This is a genomic window from Microcoleus sp. bin38.metabat.b11b12b14.051, from assembly GCF_013299165.1.
Taxonomy (GTDB): Bacteria; Cyanobacteriota; Cyanobacteriia; order Cyanobacteriales; family Microcoleaceae; genus Microcoleus.
In genome coordinates, this window is sequence record NZ_JAAFKD010000006.1 from 89,434 (window position 1) to 114,202 (window position 24,769).

Annotated in this window: 14 protein-coding genes and 1 pseudogene; 9 read left to right on the plus strand and 6 right to left on the minus strand. The window is 45.4% G+C overall.

Annotated elements, in window-relative coordinates; translation table 11 throughout:
- Positions 1 to 109: 109 nt before the first annotated feature.
- From QZW47_RS09070 to QZW47_RS09090, 5 genes are all read left to right on the plus strand, one after another.
- Positions 110 to 301, plus strand: a complete 192-nt coding sequence (locus QZW47_RS09070) for a DUF2281 domain-containing protein (protein ID WP_293126278.1) — start codon at positions 110 to 112, stop codon at positions 299 to 301.
- Positions 288 to 680 carry a type II toxin-antitoxin system death-on-curing family toxin gene (locus QZW47_RS09075; RefSeq protein ID WP_293126280.1) on the plus strand — a complete coding sequence of 131 codons (393 nt, stop codon included), beginning with the start codon at positions 288 to 290 and terminating at the stop codon, positions 678 to 680. The genes QZW47_RS09070 and QZW47_RS09075 overlap by 14 nt, the downstream gene beginning before the upstream one ends.
- A gap of 239 nt (positions 681 to 919) precedes the next feature.
- The gene (locus QZW47_RS09080; protein WP_293126282.1) at positions 920 to 2,101 is read left to right on the plus strand and encodes a tetratricopeptide repeat-containing serine protease family protein; all 1,182 of its coding nucleotides are present in this window, start codon (positions 920 to 922) and stop codon (positions 2,099 to 2,101) included.
- 85 nt (positions 2,102 to 2,186) lie between these two features.
- Positions 2,187 to 2,765 (plus strand): Uma2 family endonuclease, encoded by a 579-nt coding sequence (locus tag QZW47_RS09085; RefSeq protein WP_293126284.1) that lies wholly within the window; start codon positions 2,187 to 2,189, stop codon positions 2,763 to 2,765.
- Between the two features lie 1,440 nt (positions 2,766 to 4,205).
- Complete coding sequence (locus QZW47_RS09090; protein WP_293126286.1) at positions 4,206 to 4,838, plus strand: restriction endonuclease subunit R; 633 nt, start codon at positions 4,206 to 4,208, stop codon at positions 4,836 to 4,838.
- 95 nt (positions 4,839 to 4,933) lie between these two features.
- On the opposite strand, the gene QZW47_RS09095 is transcribed toward QZW47_RS09090, so the two are convergent.
- Positions 4,934 to 5,062, minus strand: a complete 129-nt coding sequence (locus tag QZW47_RS09095) for a hypothetical protein (RefSeq protein WP_293126288.1) — start codon at positions 5,060 to 5,062, stop codon at positions 4,934 to 4,936.
- Positions 5,046 to 10,184 carry a CHAT domain-containing protein gene (locus QZW47_RS09100; RefSeq protein WP_293126290.1) on the minus strand — a complete coding sequence of 1,713 codons (5,139 nt, stop codon included), beginning with the start codon at positions 10,182 to 10,184 and terminating at the stop codon, positions 5,046 to 5,048. Before QZW47_RS09100 ends, QZW47_RS09095 begins: the two co-directional genes overlap by 17 nt.
- Before the next feature lie 206 nt (positions 10,185 to 10,390).
- Here QZW47_RS09100 and coaE point away from each other — a divergent pair, with 206 nt between their 5' ends.
- The 3 genes from coaE to QZW47_RS09115 all read left to right on the plus strand — a co-directional run bounded on the left by coaE (position 10,391) and on the right by QZW47_RS09115 (position 12,343).
- Positions 10,391 to 11,086 carry a dephospho-CoA kinase gene (gene coaE, locus QZW47_RS09105; RefSeq protein ID WP_293126292.1) on the plus strand — a complete coding sequence of 232 codons (696 nt, stop codon included), beginning with the start codon at positions 10,391 to 10,393 and terminating at the stop codon, positions 11,084 to 11,086.
- A 606-nt stretch (positions 11,087 to 11,692) separates the two neighbouring features.
- Positions 11,693 to 11,899, plus strand: a complete 207-nt coding sequence (locus tag QZW47_RS09110; RefSeq protein WP_293126294.1) for a hypothetical protein — start codon at positions 11,693 to 11,695, stop codon at positions 11,897 to 11,899.
- Between the two features lie 192 nt (positions 11,900 to 12,091).
- A complete protein-coding gene (locus QZW47_RS09115; RefSeq protein ID WP_293126296.1) occupies positions 12,092 to 12,343 on the plus strand; it encodes a hypothetical protein in 252 nt (83 codons plus the stop codon).
- A gap of 321 nt (positions 12,344 to 12,664) precedes the next feature.
- Here QZW47_RS09115 and QZW47_RS09120 read toward each other — a convergent pair whose 3' ends face one another.
- Complete coding sequence (locus QZW47_RS09120; protein ID WP_293126297.1) at positions 12,665 to 14,068, minus strand: TldD/PmbA family protein; 1,404 nt, start codon at positions 14,066 to 14,068, stop codon at positions 12,665 to 12,667.
- A 281-nt stretch (positions 14,069 to 14,349) separates the two neighbouring features.
- Here QZW47_RS09120 and QZW47_RS09125 point away from each other — a divergent pair, with 281 nt between their 5' ends.
- A complete protein-coding gene (locus QZW47_RS09125; RefSeq protein WP_293126299.1) occupies positions 14,350 to 15,921 on the plus strand; it encodes a HAMP domain-containing sensor histidine kinase in 1,572 nt (523 codons plus the stop codon).
- A 491-nt stretch (positions 15,922 to 16,412) separates the two neighbouring features.
- On the opposite strand, the gene QZW47_RS09130 is transcribed toward QZW47_RS09125, so the two are convergent.
- From QZW47_RS09130 to QZW47_RS09140, 3 genes and pseudogenes are all read right to left on the minus strand, one after another.
- Positions 16,413 to 20,141, minus strand: coding sequence for a PAS domain S-box protein (locus QZW47_RS09130; RefSeq protein ID WP_293126301.1), 3,729 nt, complete (start codon positions 20,139 to 20,141; stop codon positions 16,413 to 16,415).
- 1,270 nt (positions 20,142 to 21,411) lie between these two features.
- A pseudogene (locus QZW47_RS09135) lies at positions 21,412 to 21,897 on the minus strand (response regulator); the annotation flags it as partial.
- Positions 21,898 to 21,973: 76 nt separating this feature from the next.
- Positions 21,974 to 24,769: a hybrid sensor histidine kinase/response regulator gene (locus QZW47_RS09140; protein WP_293126303.1), complete on the minus strand. Its 2,796-nt coding sequence runs from the start codon at positions 24,767 to 24,769 to the stop codon at positions 21,974 to 21,976.

A 24,769-nucleotide genomic window follows, 5' to 3' on the forward strand; every position in this document is an offset into this window, starting at 1 on the left:
GTAGCCAAGCAAGCGGACTGAAGTCCGCACTACAAACCTTACTTGTTGCGGTCAATCGACCGGACATGATATAAGTTGTAAAGTGGTTGTAAAATAATTAGAAAAAAATATGAGCGTAAAAGAACAACTTCTGCAAGAAATCGACCAATTGCCAGAACCCATCCTGAAAGAAATGCTTGAGGTTCTACTAGAAATCAAAGCAAAAGATCCTGTAAAATCAGAGAAGAGTGATGTTTGGAATGCTTACTTAGCATCTAAAAAAGAACGAGAGGAGGTTTACCGTCGCCTTGCAAACTCCTAGATTTATCTCCATAGATGAAGTGCTGGAACTTCATGAAGACCAAATTTCTAGTTTTGGTGGTACTTCGGGTGTCAGAGATGAAGGATTATTAGAATCAGCTTTAGCTCAACCTCAAGCAACTTTTGGCTGTCAACTTTTGCATCCAACAATTAGCGAACAAGCTGCCGCCTATCTCTATCACCTAGCAATGAATCATCCTTTTATTGACGGCAATAATAGAACCGCTTTTGCCGTAGCAGATACCTTTTTGCGTTTGAATGGCTGGACTCTGAATTTGACGGACGATCGAGCTGATGATTTAGTCATGCAAGTCGCACGGGGAACGATGACTAAAGAAGAACTAAGCACCGAGTTGGAGTCAGGCATTGTTGCGTTTTAATAAGTAGGATGCATATCCTAGGCAAGGATCTTTAGGGAAACGGCATTCCCCTGTGCGATCGCCAGCCTGACGCACCTTACAACTGAATGGGGACACAGGGAATCGCGGAACAAAATAGCGAGTAAAATTATCATTAAACAACAAAGCCGATCGCCCCAAGCGTCAAAACACTAATCAAACTAAACACAAACCTCGACTAGCAGCTAACCCCCGCTACCCAACTACAAATTACCCATACCATGAATAGAAATTTTTCTCGTTTCGACACCCTCGCCACCTTGCTAGCAGGAACCACCGCAGCCTTAACCATAGTCATCAGCCAACCCGCGATCGCCAAAACTCCCCAACAAATCGCCAGTATTGCCGGGCCGCTGACAGTACAAATTAACAGTTCCCTAGGAGACGGTTCTGGGGTAATTATTGCCAAAAACGGCAAAACTTACACAGTTTTAACAGTCAATCACGTTGTAGAAAAAGCAGACGTGAAATACACCGTTCGCACGTCGATCGGCAAAAACTATCAAGCCACCGCAGTCACCCGCTTGCAAGCAGCCACAACAGACGCCGATTTAGCCGTAGTCAAATTTGAAAGTCCCGAAGAATATCCAGTGGCGACGATCGCCGATTCCGATCTTGCCGTCATCGGCACTCAAATCTTCGTTTACGGCTATCCCGCTACCGGCGGACTTTTCGGCGCCGAACGAGAACCAGAACTGTCTCCCGGACTCGTTACCAGCCGCCCGCGCAACCGCCCGGAAGGTTACAATTTGCGGTATCAAGCAGTAACTTGGAGCGGGATGAGCGGCGGGCCAGTGTTCGACTCCGAAGGCCGAGTCATCGGCTTGCACGGACAAGGGGAATTCGGTTTCGCTCAAACCAGTTCCGGCGAAGTCGCCCCGATTAAAACCGGCTTTAACGCAGCAGTTCCGATCAACACATTTATCGCGAAGCTAGTGGCGGCGGGAATGAACAAATCCGAGTTGAAAGTAGACAATACTCCCCCAACAGTCGGCCCGGTATCCACCGCCAATCCGCAAGACGCCCAATCCTATTATTTTCGAGGACTTTCTCGCTTAGATCGAGGAGATGCTTGGGAGGCGATCGCCGATTTCAACAAAGCACTGGCTTTCAAGCCCAAGAACACCCCAGAATTGCATTTCAATATCGGTAATGCCCGCACGCTAATCTCCCTCATTCCCGACCCCACCCGCGGTTCCACGGCCATTCAAGCATACACGCAGGCGATCGCAGCCAATCCCGGTTTCGCCGACGCCTACTACAACCGAGCCTTAGCTTACCTAGCGACAGAAGACAAACCCAAAGCAATTGCCGACTTTCAAAAAGCAGCAGAACTGTACAAGCAAGGTGGCAGAACCAGCGCCTATCAAGACGCCCTCAACCGCATCAAAACATTGCAGTAAAATTATAAATCTTGAGTAAGAATTTAAAATGTATAATTCATTATAAATTCTTACTCAAGTTCCCACCCACAGCAGGTAAATAACAATGACTGCTATCACATTAAATCTCAATTCCATTATTCAAATAACTTCCGAACAGTTTTATCAACTGTGTGAAGAACACCCTGAATTGAAACTAGAACGCAACGCCAACGGAGAATTAATCGTCATGCCACCAACCGGAGGAGAAACAGGGAAAAGCAACTCAAAATTCAACTTACAGATTGGACTTTGGAACGAACAAACCGAACTCGGTGAAGCCTTTGATTCCTCCACAGGATTTACTCTTCCCAATAAAGCCGATCGCTCTCCCGATGCGTCTTGGGTAGAAAAATCCCGCTGGGAAGCTTTGACACCTCAACAAAGAGAAAAATTCATTCCCCTCTGTCCCGATTTTGCTGTGGAAATTCTCTCCCCGACCGACAGCTTGAAAAAGACTCAGGAAAAAATGCAAGAATATATAGAAAATGGCTGCCGTTTGGGTTGGCTGATTAATCGCAAAAAACGAGAAATTGAAATTTATCGCCCCGCTCAAGCAGTCGAAGTTTTACAATCTCCTCTCACACTTTCCGGGGAAAACGTTTTGCCGGGGTTTGTTCTGAATTTGCAAAAAATTTGGAATTAGCATAAATTAATTATAACTTAGACAATCTTAGGTTCGTAGTGAGGACTTCAGTCCTTCTTAATGCGGACTAAAGTCCTCACTACGAACCTATTTAGTTGTTGATAAATCTGAGATAATTGTAAGTGTTCATAAAATTAACTATCGCCAATTATGGTTCAAACGATTCAAGCTAAAAACGCCACATTAGCAGAATTAAAAACACTTTTCAATCTACAAGTTGCCACTGAATAACTTAGACTATCTTCGGTTCGTAGTCAGGACTTCAGTCCTTCTTAATGCGGACTAAAGTCCTCACTACGAACCTATTTAGTTGTTGATAAATTTGAGATAATTGTAAGTGTTCATAAAATTAACTATCGCCAATTATGGTTCAAACGATTCAAGCTAAAAACGCCACATTAGCCGAATTAAAAACACTTTTCAATCTACAAGTTGCCACTGAATAACTTAGACTATCTTCGGTTCGTAGTCAGGACTTCAGTCCTTCTTAATGCGGACTAAAGTCCTCACTACGAACCTATTTAGTTGTTGATAAATTTGAGATAATTGTAAGTGTTCATAAAATTAACTATCGCCAATTATGGTTCAAACGATTCAAGCTAAAAACGTCACATTAGCAGAATTAAAAACACTTTTTAATCTACAAGTTGCCACTGAATAACTTAGACTATCTTCGGTTCGTAGTGAGGACTTCAGTCCTTCTTAATGCGGACTAAAGTCCTCACTACGAACCTATTTAGTTGTTGATAAATCTGAGATAATTGTAAGTATTGATAAAATTAACTATCGCCAATTATGGTTCAAACAATTCAAGCTAAAAACGTCACATTAGCAGAATTAAAAACACTTTTTAATCTACAAGTTGCCACTGAATAACTTAGACTATCTTCGGTTCGTAGTGAGGACTTCAGTCCTTCTTAATGCGGACTAAAGTCCTCACTACGAACCTATTTAGTTGTTGATAAATCTGAGATAATTGTAAGTATTGATAAAATTAACTATCGCCAATTATGGTTCAAACAATTCAAGCTAAAAACGTCACATTAGCAGAATTAAAAACACTTTTTAATCTACAAGTTGCCACTGAATAACTTAGACTATCTTCGGTTCGTAGTGAGGACTTCAGTCCTTCTTAATGCGGACTAAAGTCCTCACTACGAACCTATTTAGTTGTTGATAAATCTGAGATAATTGTAAGTGTTCATAAAATTAACTATCGCCAATTATGGTTCAAACGATTCAAGCTAAAAACGCCACATTAGCAGAATTAAAAACACTTTTCAATCTACAAGTTGCCACTGAATAACTTAGACTATCTTCGGTTCGTAGTGAGGACTTCAGTCCTTCTTAATGCGGACTAAAGTCCTCACTACGAACCTATTTAGTTGTTGATAAATCTGAGATAATTGTAAGTATTGATAAAATCAAATATCGTCAATTATGGTTCAAACAATTCAAGCTAAAAACGTCACATTAGCCGAATTAAAAACACTTTTTAACCTGCAACTTGTCACAGACGACCAGTTTTTTCGAGAATGGCAAGACGAGTTACCCGAAATCACCGATTTTCAGAAACGACAGCTAGATCAGATTAAGGCGGGTTACTTCAACTTGCTTGAGTATCCGCCGATGCTGGAAAAAACCATCAGTTTGTCGATCGTCTCTCCGCTGTTATTTGCTGGCGAGTTTTACCTGCACCCATTTTACATTAAACCGGAAAAATCTGTGGAAATTTCCGCAGAAGATGAAGGCGCAATCATCAAAGGCAGTCTCGACACTTTAGTTTTAAAAGAGCAGTTGTGGCTGATGGTAATCGAATCGAAACGAGTTTCGTTTTCCATGGAAGCGGGGCTGGCGCAAATCTTAGCTTATATGCTAGCAAACCCCAATCGCGATCGCCCGAGTTACGGCGCGATCGCTACAGGCGGCAGTTTCATCTTTGTCAAATTAGTCAACGGAGAATCACCGCGATATAGCACATCTAAGGGGTATCTCACTCGCAACCCCGGTAACGAACTTTATGATGTACTCCGCATCCTCAAACGCCTGAGTCAAATAGCTGCTAGCAATTAGTCATTAGTCTTATCATATCCCAAATCAACGACCACAATCAAATTGGTTCGTAGTAAGGACTTTAGTCCTCTCTTTTCTGAGGACTAAAGTCCTTACTACGAACCTGAGGTATTAGTCATTAGTCTGTTTTGCCGATCGCACTCCGAGCCCTCTTTTCCCTCTTCCCTCTTCCTTCTTCCTTCTTCCATCTTCCTTCTTCCTTCAGAATTACCAAGGCGAACCAATCATGGTAAAAGCAGCCCAATAATAAGGATGCGACAAATTACGATCGCCCCTGGCGGCCAACTCCGGCGGCAAAGGCAGAGCTTGATTATTGCCTGATCGTACCAAATAACCATCCTGCAACCGCACTTCCCCGCGCAACATCGCCAACTGAGCGAGGCGCAAAGCTTCAGCCTTAATCGGCGCCTCGCGCAACTGCTGGTAAAACTCAGTCATCAGCCCCAAAGTACCAGCATCTGACACATACCACAAACTCGCCAAAGCCGATTTTACCCCAGCGTGTACCGCCAATCCCGCAAACCCCAACTCTGCCTGTTCGTCTCCCACCGCCGTAGTACACGCACTCAAAACCAACAACTCCACCTGCGGGTTAGATAACTTCAACTCACTCAACTGATTCAACCGCAACTTAGTATCCCAAAACTGAATGTAAGAATTTTCGGCACCACCAGGCTGAAAATCGCCATGAGTAGCTAAGTGAATAATTTTGTATTGGGGTTGATTGCGTTTGTCCTTCAAATTTGCCAAGGTAAAAGCTTCGTTGAGAAAAGACGAACCAGGCCAAATCTTGTCCACAATTGTTGATATTTCCAGCGGCACAGCAGGCAAAGGATTTTGATCGTATTTTGCCGGAAAATTCGACGCACCCATCGCCAAAACTTCCGAACCCTTAACATCAGCATAGCGAGTATCAGTCAAACTCAAACTGGGAATCAACCCCAAACTATACTTTTCTACCAAAAACTGTTTGCCATCAAAAAGAGCAGCCAAAGGCAAAGTTCGCAAACCCGCATCCATCGAAAACACCAAGGTATCAATCTTGTTAGCCTCCAATTCTGGTTGCAGCGGTGCAATCAACCACTGGTAAAGTTCCCGGGCAGGTTCCTTGTAATCATCAGCAGTCAATCTTCTAGGAGTTCTGACAGCATTAGTGAATTCTTTAGCAACTTGCAGCACCGTCTCGCGGCTTGCCGACACGCTTTTAAACACATTTTTGCCATCTGGCAATAACAACACAAGTTCTAAATGATTCTCTTTCGCCCACACGTAAACGATCGCCGGTTTAACCCCAGTCAAGCGACTGACGCTGCTGAGAGTATCTCGGATCGTTTGCGGCGTGATTGACTTTTGAACCAGACTGCTGCCAAAGTAACGTTCAAATTCCTGGCCCTGAATTTTTTCTCTTTTCTGCACCGCGTCGATCGGACTTATTTGCCCGATCGCGCTCGATCGAGAAATCTCAGGAACCCTGATATTATTGCCGATAGTTTCTGCATTGCTAGCACTTCCTGGCTTCTGTGCAATTGTGGCAGTGCTGCCGTTTTCTGTCGCCGCTGGAGCGCCCAGATTGTCTTTTAACACCGACGGCGACCCCAACACCAACCCGGTAGTAGTGGCGTTCGAGGGCGCCTCAACAGTCGCAGCAGCAGCTTCTGAAGCGACATTTGCGGTACTGCTCTTAGGCGCAGACACTGCGGGGGTCTCAGTGACAATTTGTGGAGAATTGCCCGTAGTTTTTAGTGTCACGGTGGTGGTAGTGGGTGTTGGAATCGGCAGGCCCAGCAGCGGCGCCGAAGTTGTGGTGGTAGAGTTAGATTTCGAGTTTCCCGTCGCAACACTGCTGGTAGCGCAGTTTCCCGACTGGCAGGCGCTTTGTAGCAGAGTCAGAGAACCCGATCGCACCTGTCCGTCTGTAGAAATGCTGACGCTAGAGGCGCGTTCGGCAGCCGTTCCGGTTCCGGCAGCCCGAAACAAGCCCCCAGCCTGGATTGCCACATCGCCGCCGGTATTGCCATTAGCTTTGATCGAAACAACTTCAACATCTTTCTGCCCGGTAATCTTGCTCGAACCGGCACTTCCCGACTGCGAACCGGAATTGATCACTCCTGCCACGATCTGGCCCGGCGCCGCGATCGAGATATCTCCGCCGCTTCTGCCGCCAAAAGCATTGACGTTGCCCGCTGCTACCGAACCGGCGCTGCGGATGTTGATATCGCCCGCCGCCCCGGAAGCCGATCGAGATGAAACCGTACCGACAGAGACGTTACCCAGACTGCTAGTGATGTTAATCCCCGCCGTCGAGGTAACGTCCCCAACAGCCACACTACCGCCCAGCAGAGCGATGCTGGCGTTATCAATTCCCACGATCGCACCTGTTCCCACGATCGCACCAGTGCTCTCGGGCGATCGAATCGTCGTCGGATCTTGAAAAGTCACCGCCGGGGCTGCCGTCGCATTTTGCCCTCGGGTTGCCGCCGGAGCGATCGCGATCGAGCCGCTGCCATCCGCACGCCCGATCGCGATCGAAGCAAACCCGTTTTGCAGCGAGTTCAATTCCGCGGCAGTCAAGTCCAAAGCCTCAGTTACATCCGCACCGGCCAAGGTAATATTCTGAGACGGAGTTGCCGGTTGCAGCACCAGATTGCCGTTGCTGGCGATCGAATTCCTGCCGCCCGTCAAGTCAATTTCGTTACCCGTCAGAGTAATATTTCCGCCTGTTTCGGAGCCTCCAGCTTGGATCGCCCCCGCGGTGACTCCGGCAGTCCCAGTCAGGGTGACGTTGCCCCCGCGATCGCCCTTGGTGTCGATCGCCCCTACCGTCACCGTACCCTCAGCGGTAACGCTAATATCACCCGCCCGAGAGCGCACAACTGGGGAAGAATTGACTGAAGTGCTGATGGTGCGGTTAGAAGCCGTGCGTAGCTGATTGGTGGTGACATTACCAGTAGTGCTATTGATGCGAATTTCTTGATTGTTGGTAGTGATATTTCCCGTGGCAATATTACCGTCAGCTTTCAGAGTAATTGAGGCATTATCTGCACCTGTGAGAGAATTTCTAGTAGTAATTGTTCCCAAACCCGTCGGTGATTGAATAATCAGCGGGTCATAAAATGTGACATCGTTAGCAATCAAAATCGAACCGCTACCGTTGCTGCGCCCGATCGTAATTCCAGCAAATCCATTTTGCAAAGTTTCGAGGTTGTTTGCTGTCAGATTCAGATAGATATTAGTCCCAAGTGTTCCCGTACCGCCGATCGCAATATTTTGAGCAGGGTTCCAAGGTTGCAGTACCAAAAATCCCGTACCGCTGACGGAATTTTTGTCGCCTTTCAAATTAATTTCATTACCCGTCAAGGTAATATTTCCCGAGCCTCCGGCGATCGAATTAACTCCTAGAATGCTCCGAGCACTCAAAGTTACAGTTGCTGCCGATTTAGAGCCGCTGGCCTCAATTTTTTGGGCGGTGACGTTGAGGCCTTCGAGCAAAATATTCCCGCTGTTGCCGGTGCTGGGATTCGATGCAGAAACATTGCCTGCAACGGTTGTTCCCGGACTAATCAAACTAATATTTCCGCCGTTGCTCGACAAATTACCAGCCGTTATTTGACTTCCAGAAATAGCGATCGCGCCTCCGCGAGTGCTAATTGTATCTCTAGCATTCATCGAAAAAACGCCGACACCGCTGCGATCGGCATCTGCTCTCAATGTTACCGAGCCAGTGGTTGCTGCAAAACTCAACTTATTGTCTGCCAGATCGGCAATTTTGATATCGTTGAGCGCTTCGAGAACCACATTTGCAGTTCCAGACAAACTTTCCAAAGCTCTTCTTGAAATTGTCAGCGAAGGCTCAGAATTGTTTTGCTGCTGTCCAGATGGCGTTCCGGTTGCCAAAATATTGCTGTTAGCAATAACAGTCGCATCCCCCGCAGCTTCTTGGGAATCTGTAATTAAAATATTTTCCGGATCGAGCAGCAAAGTCCCCAAACCGTTTGTCCCGGAGGTATCGACAGTACCGTTAAAAATCAATCTTTGCTTGCCGGAAACTTCCACAAACCCGCCCGTACCCCCGCTGCTGGCCGTTGTCGAAAAGCCCGTCGCGCTGATCCTGCCCAAAAATGATGTGGTGTTGTCCGCCCAGACAAAAACTCTGCCGCCGTTACCTGAGTGCGTGGCGTTGGCTGCGATCGAACTTTTGCCATCCACATAAGTCATCCTGGCATTAGGCACCGTACCCTGGCCTCGGTAATCTCCCCCGATCCGCACCGTACCGCCACCAGCCGGCCCGTCCGCCTCAATCCTCGCTCCCAACAGCCCTACTCGGTCGCCCAACACGTTCGCACTACCTCCTGCACCCCCCTTGGCAGAAACACTTACAGTACCCGATATCAGGGCAGTTCCTGCACCTACAGGCACTGTTTGATTGCCTGTGAGTACAACTTCACCGCGATCGTTCGTAGTTATACCAGTAGCCTCAGCCACCCCAGGCCCCGATAGCAACCGAGGCAAACTCTGGGGAGAAAAGGGAATAGCCGCAGCACCGGACACTCCCGCAGCCGGAGCAACTTCTAAATTCAGCAAAAGTCCGTTTTGACTGAAGCGCACCAGATTTCCCCCCGGAACGGCCGCCACCGTAATTTGACCGCCGTTCGCTTCAAGTTTCCCGGTACTGATTACCGTCCCGGCGAGCAAAGTCAAATTTTGCCCGGTTCCCACAGCCAAGTCACCCGCATTGACAATACTCCCTGACTGTGCCCCAAAAGCAAAAACATTCGGCCCTCCGACGAGTGCCGCGTAGTCGTTAGCCCCCGTACCGTTAAACCAGTGGTTGTCAAAACCGATACCCGTAGCTGTGGTAGCAAAAAAAGACCCGGAAACGTCTAGTCTGGCATTGGCACCGAAAATAATCCCTGCGGGGTTCATCAGGTACAAGTTAGAATTGCCGCCGCTAACTTGAATTAAACCGTTAATTAAGGAAGCGTCGCCGCCGACAACGCGGCCGAGGATATTTTTAATGTTTGGGTTGGAGAGGAAATTGGCAGTTTCGCCAGAATTCAGATTAAACCTAGTAAAACTGTGAAACAGATTTGCTCCATCTCTGGAACCTGTGCCGCCTTGAATGTCGTAGCGAGCTGCGCCCGGGGCGATCGCGGTTCCCGTGCCGTCTGGTGCTGGAACAATAGATGATTGTGCTGCTGCAATTTGGGGTTGAGGAGAAATTGCCACAACTAGCCATCCGCTGCTGTTGGCTTTCAAAAACAGGAGGTGGGGCGAAAAATCTAATATCAAAAATCCGGCAATGGGTATTGCTGCCAGAATTGAGCGCACAGCACGTTGAGTTTTCATATGTTTGCCTCGATCTAGACCTTGATTCGAGTTGAAAATGGAGGTTTTAAGTAAAAAAGAGTCGATCGCACCCCAATGCTGACACTTCCTAACGCTAGCTCTCGATCGCTAATTTTGAATTTAAAGTCTAATTTTGATTGTGTCACCAACATAGCAAATACTGACAGTAAGTGTCTCTACATAGTTCCGTTTAAACAGAGAAAATTATGACAGATCGAACTGTTCGCGCCATCGGTTTAACAGGGGGCATCGCCACCGGAAAAACCGCTATATCTAATTATCTGGCAGATACCTGTAAATTTCCGATTTTAGATGCCGATATCTACGCCCGCGAAGCTGTGCACCCAGGTTCGCCAATACTGGACTCTATTGTAGAACGATACGGCGCCTTTATTTTGCTGCCCGATGGCAATTTAAATCGACCCGAGTTGGGAAATATTATTTTTTGTAACCCAGCCGAGCGCCAGTGGTTGGAACAACAGATTCACCCTTATGTACGGCGCCGATTTGTTGAGGAAACTCAAAACAGTATTGCTGCATTCAGTCATGTATCCCAAAACACACAAAGCTTAAGTACAAAAACTCAAGAAAAACAAAGCGTTATTGCAAAAAAAACCGTTTTGGGCGCCAAGAATGACACATTGACTGTGGTTTTGGTAGTACCGCTGCTGTTTGAAGCTAACATGACGGACTTGTGTACCGAAATTTGGGTGGTGTACTCTTCGCCCTCGGTGCAGTTACAACGGTTGATGCAGCGAGACGGCTTGAGTTACGATCGAGCTAATGCCAGAATTAACGCCCAAATCCCGCTAGCTCAAAAGTGCCAACAAGCTGATGTTGTGTTGGACAACTCGTCAACCCTCGACTCACTGTTTCAACAGGTAAACGCGCAACTGAGTTGATTCCTGATGTGAGATTTAAGATTGACTCCGCAGTATTGATTAAAAACTCAGTGTTTGTTTTTGTAGGGCGAGTGAGGCGCGCCTACCTACTTATGTGACAATTCCCTGAACTCTAACCGCCCCGCGCGGCACCGCTTTGTTGACGAAACATACATTGACTGTAAATTCAAAAACACAGCACAACAATCCTTTGGGCATTTGTGAACCTGATTTTTTTTCAACCTGCGGATTTCGACTGACGGCGCACCTAATACTCTGCTGTTTTGTCTTCAATCCGAGGCTGGCGCGGCTATATCAATAAATTATGAAGTTAATCTGAAGAACATTAAAAATTTATAATTTGCGGTTTTCCTTTGCTGGTTAGAAGAGCGTTTAAAGACGATTCAAGGGTTAAATTGTGCTGTTGTCGGCTGTACAGGAGGAAACTCGAACTTACCAGCGTCAAAGCGAGAAATTTGAGGGGTTTTACCCCCTTATGACGACAAATCAAAAAAATTGCGGTGCCGTCAATTACTAATTGAAGATTTTGCGACAATTCTATTTTTTTAGCCGGATCTCACAATCGAGGCTGCGTATCAAGAAGTGGAAAATACGACACGGAATTTTATGATGCGCCTCTACTCTTCTATTTTGATGTCAAGCCTGTTACTGAGCGGCATTGCAGTTAAGGCTCAAAACTCTGAAGCTCGATCGACTTTTTTCTCTCACAACAACTCTGCTCCCGAAATTGTAACCGCCGCAGCCAACACTCAAAAATTCTACGCAGATAGCGATAAAGATGTGGCACCACCAGAACGAGGTAGCGGAAGATAACCACAAAAATGGACATTTTACCAAAAGAAGCGAAACATACTGAGTCATTAATTTTGAGTGTGTTTGCTTTGGTTTATCGCTGGAAACCTTAGTAATTCGAGCAGTTTCTAACTAAAGGTTAACGGTAATTTGGTCTGGGGCGTTCTGGGTTAGTTTTCATCGTTAACTAGAAAGATCGAGAGGAAAAATAGAATGTATACTCCCGTGAAGTTTATTTATTTGATTGCGCTATTCGTTAGCGCTCTGGTTCTTCCTGAAAAACTAGAAAATATTTCCATGACAGAACATCAGTTCGATAACTTGCAACAAATGCTATTAGCTAAAGAGCGCGAAACCGATTCAAAAGGCTGTACCTCCTCGCCTTCTCCTGGCTGTTCTCGCCGAGACTTCCAGCCACCCATCGCCCCCAGAAGCCCGGTTGATGGCGCCCTGAAGCTGGCGTGACACCATCGCCCACCTCGATCAATCCGGTTTCAGAGTTTAACCTGTTTTTTATTTTCGCCAATTGCCGCAATTAACCGAAAACTTGCATTCGGAACGATCGCACTAATTTTACATCCGCTACCGTCCCCATGTAGAATTTGACAGTAAAAAAAATCAAGGTGAAGAGTCGCGAGTAGGAATCTGGCGCTTTACCTTGATTTTTAATAGACTTTCATCACAAGGATTCGATCGCCCGAAGTGGAAAGGCACCTGCATTAAGGAGCGGTTTGCCGATCGCTCCTCAACGCAGATTTATGCAATAACTCTCAAGATGTGGAAGCTTTAATCTTCCGCAGCTTCCCCGCCCACCACGACATCCCGAATCCGCAAACTCGGGCCGCCGCAGCCCACGGGTAAACCGCTTTGTCCTCCCTTGCCGCAGCCGCCGGATTCATCCCAGTAGAAATCGTCGCCGATCGCCTCAATATCCGCTAAAGTGCTGAAAACATTACCCGAAAGAGTCACATCCCGCACCGGATTGTCGAGTTTGCCATCGCGGATCATCCAAGCTTCGCCAGCACTGAAAGTAAACATTTCGCCGTTAGTCATGCCGCCTTGCCAATTGCGCGCGTAAACTCCTTCTTTGATACCAGAAAATAAATCCGCAACTGGTGTATCGCCCCGTTCGATCCAAGTATTCGTCATGCGGACGATCGGCGGATAGTGATAATTTAAACAGCGAGCATTCCCCGTAGGCGTTTCTCCCAACTTCCCCGCAGTTTCCCGCGAGTGCAGGCGCCCGACTAAAGCCCCGTCTTTAATTAACTGAGTCGTAGTCGCCGGAGTGCCTTCATCGTCGTAGAAATAGCTGCCGCGGTGTCCCTGTGGCGCCGCACCGTCAAAAATTTGCAAATTTTTCGGGCCGAACTGGCGGCCGAGAGTCATAATTTCCAAAATATCGGGATTTTCGTAAGCCATGTCTGCTTCGGAGAGATGTCCGAAGGCTTCGTGAACGAACAATCCGCTGAGTATGGGGTCGATGACGACGGTGTAAGTGTTGCCTTGGACGGGGGGCAAGGCTAGGGAATCTACGGCACGCTGGGCGGCGCTGCGAACTTGGGTTTCAAGTTCGGTTAAATCTTCGTAAGCTTTCCGCGAACCGGTGGTTTCGCGGCCGGTTTGTACGGTTTCCCCGCTGCGGGCTGTGGCGGCAAACCGCATTTCCATGTCTGCCCAGCCTTGTTCGAGCATGGTGCCTTCGGAGGTGGCGAGGATGATGCGCTGGGTGCTGTCGCCGTAGCGCACGGAGATGGTGGCAATGCGGGGGTCTATGCTACGCAAAATGGCTGCGTAGCGATCGCACAATTGCTTTTTGTCAATTAGGGGAACCAGACGGGGATCTGTTCCTGTCAGGGGCAGGAAGCAAATGTCCTGTACTGGGGTGACAGGCGCGAGAATCGTTTCTTCTTCGCCGATCAGTTTGGCTGCGGCGATGGCTTCTTCGATTCTTTCGGCGAGGGTGGAAAGTCGGTTAAAACTGGCAAAGCCCCAGCCGCCTTTGTGACAAGCTCGGACTTGGCCTCCGATTGAGACTCCTTCGCTGAGGGTTTCAATTTTTTCGCCCCGCAGCAGGATGTCGGTTCCTTCGGCTTCTTCGAGTCGAATTGCTAGATAATCTACTTGGTTGCGGTAGCGTGCCATTAAGTCTGACAGCAGATTTTTTGAGTCGGCGATCGAGGTGGGCATAAGCAAAGCACGGTGTTAACTGCATCCATTTTGCACTTTTGCCAGGGCGATCGGGCTACCCTTGTGGAAAATATCGCCCGAAGCGCGGAGATTGCGACTTATTTGTTCGGTTCTGCCAATATCGATAGTTGACAAATGTGGATATCCTGTGAGGTATGAGCAAGGCGCAAGAAATTAGGCGGGATTTTGCGATCCTGTTGGTGCTTGAATCCTGACTCCTGAGCATTGCTATACATAAATACTTCATCCTTCATCTATCTGAAGGTGGGTTTATAACTACTGTGAATACTTACTTTTTACCGACTATCAGCGAAATTTTAGCCTCCGAGGCCCTAGAAAATGACCTCAGTCCCTTTGACGCGAGGTTGGCGCGCGAAAACAGTCGCCCCAAGTGTCCTGGAAGTCGGGGGGCCCAAAGGCCCAAAGCTGAACAGGAATGGTACGGGGCGATCGCGACTTTGAATCAAATGCTCGCCCAGCAAAAACACTGTGTCTCCCCAAATCCTAATTCCTGTCAGGGATTGGTTTTGTCGGGCCCGTCTTCGGTTTTGACAGAGCCCGCTGTAGCTTCGGGCTTTGCTAATTGGATCTTTACCAGCATTCCCGATAACGATGCAGCTTTGTGGTCATTTCGTGCTAGACAAACTTTAGCTTTGCTGCCGGCTGCCGATGAGCAAATATCTGCGCCTGCTGCTGCGCCTGCGCTGGCTTTGGCGATCGGCGATCCTTTAGCAAACGAACAGTTTTGTGTAGTTTTAACTGCTAGTTTTAGTCTCGTGATGGTTTTAGGTGAAAATGCGGCGGGAATTCCGGCTTTTCTCTTTTCTTTCGACCCGCAAGTAGTCGCCAAAGCTTGGGAAGTTTTGCGGCGCCGCGTCACTGAAACTGAATGTTTGCTGGCTAATTCTGAGGGTGGATTCAATTTGCAATCTCACAAATTAACTCCTAATTCTACTTATAAATTAGATGCGCTATTCCAGCAGTTTTTGCCTGTTGAACCCAACTATCAAACAGTCACGCTGTTCACTCGGTTGTTGTTAAATAATTTACCTGTTGCGAAAGAAGAAGCAGGCAGAGTAAAAGATGAAAGAGTTGATGATAGTTTGAAAGGGCGGCAAAATATCAAGTGCAAGTCTGCAATTCCTTACGCGACTAAAGAGGTGGAGTTGTTACAGGCGATCGCCCACGAAGTCCGCACTCCTTTGGCCACCATCCGCACCCTGACTCGATTGTTGCTGAAACGCCCCAAACTCGATCCAGTGGTGGTGAAGCGCTTGGAAACCATCGATGCTGAGTGCACCACTCAGATCGATCGCTTCGGTTTAATTTTCCGCGCCGTGGAAATGGAAATGTCCCAAGCCAAAAATTCGGGAGTGCAGCTAACAGCAATATCCCTGGGCGAAGTGCTGCAAAATAGCATTCCCCGCTGGCAAAAACAAGCCATTCAGCGCAACCACACTTTAGAAGTTATTGTGCCGCAAAAATTGCCCGCGGTAGTCAGCGATCCGACAATGTTGGATCAGGTTTTAACTAATTTAATTGAGAATTTTACTCGAACTTTGCGATCGGGGAGTCGCATTCAGGTAGAGGTGACTTTGGCCGGGAGTCAGTTAAAGTTGCAGTTGGAATCGGAGCACTTATCTGAAGGTAATGGCGAAGCGACTTTTGGAAAATCGGCCAATGCTCCTTTGCGATCGATCGGGCCTTTGCTCATGGTACAGCCAGAGACAGGAAGTTTGAGCTTAAATTTGAGCGTAACTAAGAACTTATTTCGCGCTGCTGGCGGCAAATTAGTAATTCGCCAGCGCCCAGAAAAGGGCGAAGTGATGACAGTATTTTTGCCACTGCAATAGTCATATTACACCCGCCATAACACAAGAAAAAAGGTTCGTAGTGAGGACTTTAGTCCGCATCCATTCCAGGACTAAAATCCTCACGATAGATATCGTGCAAAAGTCCTTTTAATCAAATTCTGGGACGGGCTCTCCGGCCCATCCCACAAAAGAAAAAACTTTTTGTGGGACGGGCAAGATGCCCATCCCAGGTATTTTTGAAATCTTGTCTAATACGGTTTACTAGACAAGATTGCAAAAGTCTTTTTGACCAACTTTTTGAACGGGTTCTTCGGCCCGTTTCACAGGAAAAAATATTTTTGTGGAACGGGCCGGAGAGCCCGTTCCTAACTATTTTTGCAATCTTGTCTAGTAAACCGTATTGCGACATGATAGGATAGCAAGTCCTAGTTATTCATCCCGTTATGAATGTAAGGTGCGTCGCTCTCTTAATCCTCATTTATAGCGAGAATTATTCATAGCGACGCACCCTACCTCTAATGACCAAATTTTTACATCAATCCGTTGATTGACAAAGTAATCGTAAACTCAGCCCCCTCTCCCGGATTAGAAAAACACTGCAAATGACCCCCATGATTTTCCGTTACAATTTGATAGCTAGTTGCTAAACCCATACCCGTACCTTGACCCACAGGTTTAGTTGTAAAAAATGGATTAAATATTTTTTCTTGAACTTGAAAACTCATCCCGCAACCATTATCCTGAATCGAGATCGCCACCTGATTTTCAGAAGTGAGAGAAGTGGTAATCACAATTCTACCAAGATAATCTAATTTTTCCCTAGGGTCGAGGCTCGATCGCTGTTGTTCGATCGCATCAATAGCATTGACTAACAAATTCATAAACACCTGATTCAATAAACCACCATAACATTTAACATTAGGTAAGTCGGCATAATTCTTGGTGAGATAGACCTCTGGTTTTCCCGCCCGACCGTTCAATCTATTTTGTAGAATAACTAAGGTACTCTCGATATTTTCGTGAATATCTATTTCTTTAAATTCTGCTTCATCCAAGCGCGAAAATGTCCGCAGAGACTTAACAATATCACTGATGCGTGTGGCTCCTGTTTTCATCGATTTCAGCAACTTATAAAAATCACTTACTAGATACTCTATGTCAATATTTTCAGTAAAATAAGAAATCTCTTGGGGTGGACTAGGATAATGAACTTGGTAAAGATGAATTAGCTCAATCAAGTCACTGGCATAATCACTGGCTGGTTGAATATTCCCATAAATAAAACTTACGGGGTTATTGATTTCATGGGCAATTCCCGCTACCAACTGCCCCAAGCTAGACATTTTTTCAGCTTGGATTAATTTAGTTTGAGTGTTTTGCAATTTTTTCAGGGTGGCTGCTAATTCTTCAGATTGCAGCCGCAGTTGAATTTCGGATTGGCGTACTGCTGCTTCTGCCTCGATCCGCTCTATTTCTGCACCCGTGCGGGTGGCAAATATTCTTAAAATGTCTGACTGCATTTCTAAATCTTTGAGCATCGGTTTAGTGTCGAAAATAGCGATTATTCCCAAATGATTGCCAGCAGCATCTACAATCCGCAAACCAGCATAGCTCTCAGCTTGGAGGGCGGCTAAATTCTGATTGTCAGGGAAGAATAACTGGACATCTTGTGTGTATCGATATACTTGAATGCAATCGTTAGTATTTTGACAGGGTGTATCGATTAAATTGTAAGTAAAGTTACTGGCAAATTGGTCTCCCGCCCAAAATGCTGTCGTTCTCATAATAGTTTTTTGTTTGTCAGCAAATTCGGCGATAAAAGCATAACGAACTTCTAATACTTCCGCCAGATATTGGACGCAACTTTTGAAGAATTCTTCGCCTGTTTTCGCCGCCGTACCTTCGACTATTAAGCGGAGAGCTTGTTCTTGACGTTTGCGAGCGGTGATATCTCTTGCTAGCCAAACCACTCGATCTTCTGACATGGGAGAAATACTAGCATTAAACCAGCTTAAACTATCGCCTATGGGTAATGAGTATTCGATCTGGATCATCGATTGGTTAATGATGGCTTGGTGAATCGTTTCGAGGAAACTATCTGCCATATTTTGAGGCATAATTTCGTGGAGAGTTTTGCCTAAAAGTTCCTCGGCAGGTTTGTACAATATGGGTTCAGAACTGGGAGCTACTTTTAGATAGCGTCCCTCTGAATTCAGGACAATAATCACATCCTGGATGGCGTTAAATAGTGCCATTAATTCTTCTTGAGAGGCGGCTAACTCTATTTCGGCGGTTTTGCGATCGGTAATATCCCGTGCTGCTGCATAAATCAAATCTCCACAAGGAGCGGCACGCCATTCAATATATCGATAACTGCCATCTTTGGCACGATAGCGATTAATGAATTCAGGAATTGTTTTCTGTTCCCCCAAATCAGACATCACCTCTAAGGTTGAGGCGATGTCGTCGGGATGAACAAAATCTAGAAATACTTGACCTTCTAATTCTTGAATGCTGTAGCCGAGACTGTTTTCCCAAGAACGATTCAGGCGGCGAAAGTGACCGCTGACATCGGCAATGCAGAGCATATCGAGAGCAACGCTAAAAAACTGCTCTAGTTCTAATTCGGCGGTTTTGCGATCGCTAATATCGCAATTAGTGCCCATAAACCGCAAAGGTTGACCATTGTTGTCCCAATCAGTCACCTGACCGCGAGCTAAAATCCATTTATAAGTACCATCTTGACAGCGCAGGCGATGTTCGTTGCGATAAATATTTTCACCATTCAGGTGTTGAGCAATATCTTCATAGCATTGGGATATATCATCGGGATGCACCCGAATCTTCCACTCTTCTAAACTATTGGTGATTTCGTCTTCTGCGTAGCCCAGCATCGCTTTCCACTGCCGAGAAAGAATCACTTCATTTGTTTTGATGTTCCAATCCCAAGTGCCATCTCCGGCTGCTTCTATGGCTAACTGCCAGCGACTATTACTTTCTTCTAAAACAATTTGTGCTTGTTTTGTATGGTGGATGTCACGCGCTATTCCCAAACAGCCAATAATTTGCCCGTTTTCATCTTTTAGAGCTGAGATATTTGAGGAGTGCCAGTAATATTTGCCATCGTGATGTAAAGCTCGATATTCAAGCCCCCGCACTTGTTCGCCTTGGAGACAGCGATGCAAAGCAGTCTGACACCTCAATAAATCTTCGGCGTCAATTAAAACAGTAAAAGATTTGTCTAGCAATTCTGCTAACTCATATCCCGTCACTTCTTTGAATTGGGGATTGACATAGCTGAAAGTAGCATCTGCATTGATGATATAAACCAGATCGTTGACATTTTCAATGATGCTGCGGAATTTATTTTCACTTTGGCGCAGGGCGATTTCTGCGGCTTTAATTGCTGTGATGTTTTGAATATAGCCATACCAATTTATACTGCCATCTGATTCTTGCTGGGGTGTAGAATGACCGAGCAACCACAGCAATTTGCCACTAGGCAAACAAACTCGATGTTCGCAATACCAAGGTGTGAGGTTTTCGGCGGATTCAATAATGGATTGATTGACGCGAACGACATCATCAGCATGGACAAACTTAAAAAGTTGAGTCGCATTATCGCCTACTTCTTCTCGGGAAACGCCATAAATATCTGGCATCCCATCGCTGGCGTAGAGTAAATGAGTAGTTCCATCAGGCCGGAGACAAAACTGATAAATAAAACCGGGGATGTGACGGGCAATTTGCTTGAGGCGATAATCATCGAGAGGAGCAGGGAGACTAACAGGCTCAATCCCCGCCTCCCGTAGTTGATTGTGGGCTTGTTGGAGTTGATCTTTGAGTTCTTGGACTTGTATCTCTAGCCGTTTGCGTTCGGTAATATCTCGCATTACTGACAGATGGCGATGGGGTAAAAAGTTTGCCTTCGTGGCGTATTCCACTACGCGGAGTTGCCCATCAGCCCGCACTAAGCTCAACTCACCCCGCATTTTTTCTTGTTGCTGAAATTGCTCCCATGCTGCTTGGAAATCAAAGTCGGGTTCCGTAAACTCCATGATGGAGCGTCCCAGCAGTTGCTCTCTCTCTACCCCAAATAATTCACAGGCGGCGGGGTTGACATCGAGGTAATGCCCTTGGCTATCAGAGATGACGATCGCATCTAGAGTTGTTTCAAACAGTGTCTTTAATTGCCTCTCTCTTAGAGATAACAACAAGTCATAGTCTTCATGTCTATAATTTTCTAAGGATTCGGACATTATGGTTAATGGTGTATTTGAGAGTTTTAATGTTTAATAAAAATCTAATGACTCAATACTTTGGAGATGGTTTGATGGCAACAGTAAAATTTTAATACCAGCATAATATGCCCGGATTTGACAGCGCTGGCAGAGTAATTCGGTACAAATAAATACAATATTGGGAAGGTCTGCTTTTGCCGCGCTCGACTCTTTTCTCGTATAGATTATAGGCTGAACTCTCCGGGTGCATCTCACTTTTGAAGAGGGCGAAGCATGACCGCATATAAGTTATTAGTTATAATCTCATATTGACTGCGGTCATGCTTCGCCCCTACAAACATATTTGCCCAAGTGAGATGCACCCGAACTCTCCCTAGGAAACCCTGTAATATATTGTTTTTTAGTGCCATCTTACCTACCAACTCAAAACCTGAGTTCATTGATGCAGGCTCGCGAGTTGAGGAACCGGGTTTTGGCTAGATTTCTGCTTAATTAACGCAGAATTCATCAGATAAACCCAGTTTATAGATACATATCTGTTAGATCCGAAGGAATGCTTTGCTCCTACAGAGATATTTAGTTTCAGAAAGAGATGCTCGGGATACTGTTTGGCTATAGATCAATACGGTTCACTTAAGAAATATCCCCCCTAACCCCCCTTCCCAAGGGGGGGACAAGAAAGCTCTCAAAGTCCCCCTTCTTAAGGGGGATTTAGGGGGATCTCCGGGGTATAAATAGTCTTAAGTAAACCGTATTGGGCTATAAATCCTCGCTTCTAGTTTAGATATACCACTAATTTGAGAATTAATTTTACTCAACTAAGGATTAACGTGGGATAAAAATTGTAAATTATGTGATTTGACCTCAAATCGATCCGGTCTCTAGCATAGCATAGTGCGTCTCAATTACAATTTGGCGATCGCCTCCGATCGCAATTCCGTGCCATTTCCAACTTATTTTCTAGTAAAGAGGTGGTGGGAGATCCGCAATATTACTGACTCTAAGATAGCTGGATAATTATGTTTGCTCCGCATTAATATGGTTAAAAAATTGCTCGATTCGCCGGATACTTCACCAAAATCATGATTCGTTGAATATTAGTCTGTAATTATGCTTAGGTTCGCCCCCGTTGTACCCGCAGTATCGATCGCCTTGGCGAGAATATTCATAAACACTTGATTTATCGCTTTTCTCAAAAAGATGACGTATGTCTGGTAATGGGTAATTGCCAGACATCAATCAAAATAGATGAAGTGGTTGACTCAACCAGAGTTTTGAGTCCAGGTGGTTAAGCGAGATATTGCTGAATAAAAGCCCGCAGTTGTTTGATCTCGCACGCCTCAACCATCTCGACAAGCTCTCGGACAAAAGCCGCATTATCCCCATCGGGAATTTGCTGGGCGACTTCCAAAACTCCCTCTAAATCGCCAATGCGAGCTAGTTGAGCAAGTTGGGTCAAAATGGCGATCGAGGGCGGCTGAATTTCTTGGGCTACATCAGGCCCATTTACTCGATCGCCTTTGGGTGCCTGATAAATCCAGTCTAACTCTAAATATTTTTGCACTTGTTCTAGCAACGTTTGAGCTATGATGGGTTTGGGCAAGAAATCATTGCCGCCAGCTTTAATGCTATTGTGGCGATCGATGTCAAAGACACTCGCCGAAGAAACCAGCACGATGTGATGTTGTAATTCTGGTTGCGATCGCAAATTATGCAAAAACTCAAACCCGTCCATCACTGGCATTGCTAAATCGGTGACAATCAAATCCGGTGCTGTCTGCCAAACCTGCTGGTATTAGCTTTAAATCGATGCTGTTAAATAGTCCAAGTGCTGTATCATTCCCATATTTTTACTCTTTGGCTCGTTGAACTACTGAAATTAAGTTCAAAATTCTTTTATATTCAAAGTTATCTACAGCCACTTCTATAGCATCCGCTAAAGGCTGATCGTGGGTAGAAATTTGTTGCAATATCGTTGCCATAAAGTCAATATCGCAAACAGTTATTGCGTCTTGAAGTCGAATTAATATCTCCCTCGGAATTTCTGCCATAGCCTCAACATTTAAAGCCTCTCTACTCGTTTTTATATCCGTATTTGTGGGAATTAAATCTTCGTAAATATATTTTACTCCAATATGCTTATTCATCGCATTAAAAATTTCTGCCTCTCGAAATGGTTTTCTCAAGAAATCATCACATCCTGCTGACAGCACCCCAGCTCTTTCTTCTTCTAATACGCTAGCAGTTAGGGCGATAATCGCTGTTTCTCGACCTGTGGTGCGAGCTTTAATTTTTTGGGTTGCCGTGTAACCATCCATCACAGGCATTCTGATGTCCATCCAGATTAGGTGGGGTTCCCACGTCTCCCAAATGTTAACTGCTTCTTGCCCGTTACTTGCTTCCTTGAGTTCAAATCCTAAGGGAGAAAGTAGTTTGATTAATAACTGGCGATTGGTGGTTTTGTCGTCAACTATGAGCAGGCGAAATCGCGGTTGATTTGGTTCGAGAGCAATGACGCGACGAGAGAGTTTTTGGCTGGTCATATCGCTTGCTTCTACCTCAGCAACTTGAATATCAAAGAAGAACGTTGTGCCTTGTCCGACTTCACTCTTGAGGGTGATTTCTCCTCCCATGAGTTTGACAAACTGACGGCTAATACGTAAGCCTAATCCTGTGCCTTCTTGAGCTTGTTTGCCACTGGCTGTTTGGGTGAACGCCTCAAATAGATATCCTATTTCTTCTGCTGCAATGCCAGCACCGGAGTCGGCAATTTCAAAGTGTAGGATGTGGTAGTTTTGCTCGACAATTTCGGCGGTTTGTTGAGGTATTTTTATGCTGCTGACTTTTAGGGAAACTCCTCCCTCTTCAGTAAATTTCAGGGCATTATTAATCAGGTTAATCATTACTTGACGCAATTTCACATCATCAGTATGGACGTAGCGCGGTAAATGGGGATCATATTCCATCAATAGCTGCAAACCTTTTTCTTCAACTTTCATCTGAAACATATCGTAAATGTCATCTAGCAAGCGATGTAGGTCGAAGTTTTTGGAATTGAGGGTGGTTTTACCGGCTTCGATTTTAGATAAGTCGAGGATGTTGTCGATCAGATTGAGTAGATGTTCCCCACTGCGGGAGATAATAGCAACATTTTCCTGTTGTTCGGGGTTTAGGGTTTGAGAGCGAGTCATGATTTGAGAGAAACCCAAGATGGCATTCAGGGGAGAGCGTAACTCGTGGCTCATGTTGGCAATAAAGGTACTTTTTGCTTGGTTAGCTACCTCGGCTTTCTCTTTTGCTACTACTAATTCCGCTGTCCTGTCTTGGACTCGTTGTTCTAGGGTTTGGTAAGAATCTTTAAGGGATTGGTAAGAATCTTTTAATTGCTGACTCATCATATTAAATGATTTGCCTAAAGCTCCTAGTTCTTGTACGGGAGAATCAGGGATATTTTGCTCTAATTCTCCATTAGCTATTGCTGCACTTGCTTCATTCAATCGGCGGATAGGTTTCGCAATCCAATTTGCGGTCATAATCCCGACTGCTGTAGCTACACCTAAAGCTAACAAACATAATAACATTGTACTGCGGGTATTAGCGTTAATCTGTTCCATGAAATCAGATTCTGGAACGACTACAACTACTAGCCAATCAAGTCCTTTTTCATCTTTAAATGGCAAAACTTGGATAAATTGTCTCTGATTAGATATGGTAAATTCTAGTTCTTGTTGGTTTTTAATATTATTCAAATCGCCAAATTTTTGGGTAAGTGTTTGGGCTGTCGCGCTAATTAATTTATCGCTACTGTTTGATGCTTTAAGCCGTTGAGGTTTTGCATCCTTTTTTTGTTCTAATGTAAAAAGCTTTTGTTGAGTTGAAGTTGCTACTAACATTCCAGATTTTTCCATAATAAAAACCTCCCCTGACCGACTAATTTTGAGATTATTTAGAAATTTACTAATAGCTGTCAAGTAAAAAGTGGTACCAACAATACCTTGAAGTTTTTGGGCGTCATTATAAACAGGGGATGCCGCAGTGATCTGGGGTTGAAGCGTACTCCATTCTGGATAAATTTCACTCCAACTTGATTTTTTTCTTTGTTCAGTATTGATATACCAAGGTCGAGTACGAGAATCGAATTTGTGGGGAATTTTTTCTGTTTTGCCCGTTCGGTTTCCCCGAACATCTATCTCATAATAATAAGGGTAAGATAAAGTATTTTTGTTGCTCATGTAAAACCGCAGCAAATTATCTTTTTCCCGGCGCTCTATTCCTAATAGTTCCCCTTGCACTGAACAAAAAGAAATCCAGCTTAGAGACTCAAAAAGCTGCATTTGTTGCCAAAGCAATTTATCGGTTTTTTGATTCGGTGTTTTCAAGTCAAAGCTCAATTCTCCACGCTCGATCGCATCTTGATTCAGCCTATTAATTATAAAAGGTTTCTCTAAGTAATTGTCGAGATACATTGTTACTCGATCGCTAATCTTACTTCGCAGTTGAGCTGATACATCATTGACAGCCTTCTCCCCGTTGCGTAACGATAACCATCCCGTCATTCCGACGGCGACAAATATTTGGATCGCAAAAGGAATAACTAAAACACTCTGTAGAGGAAACTTTCGCACTTTAGCAATATTTATAGGCAT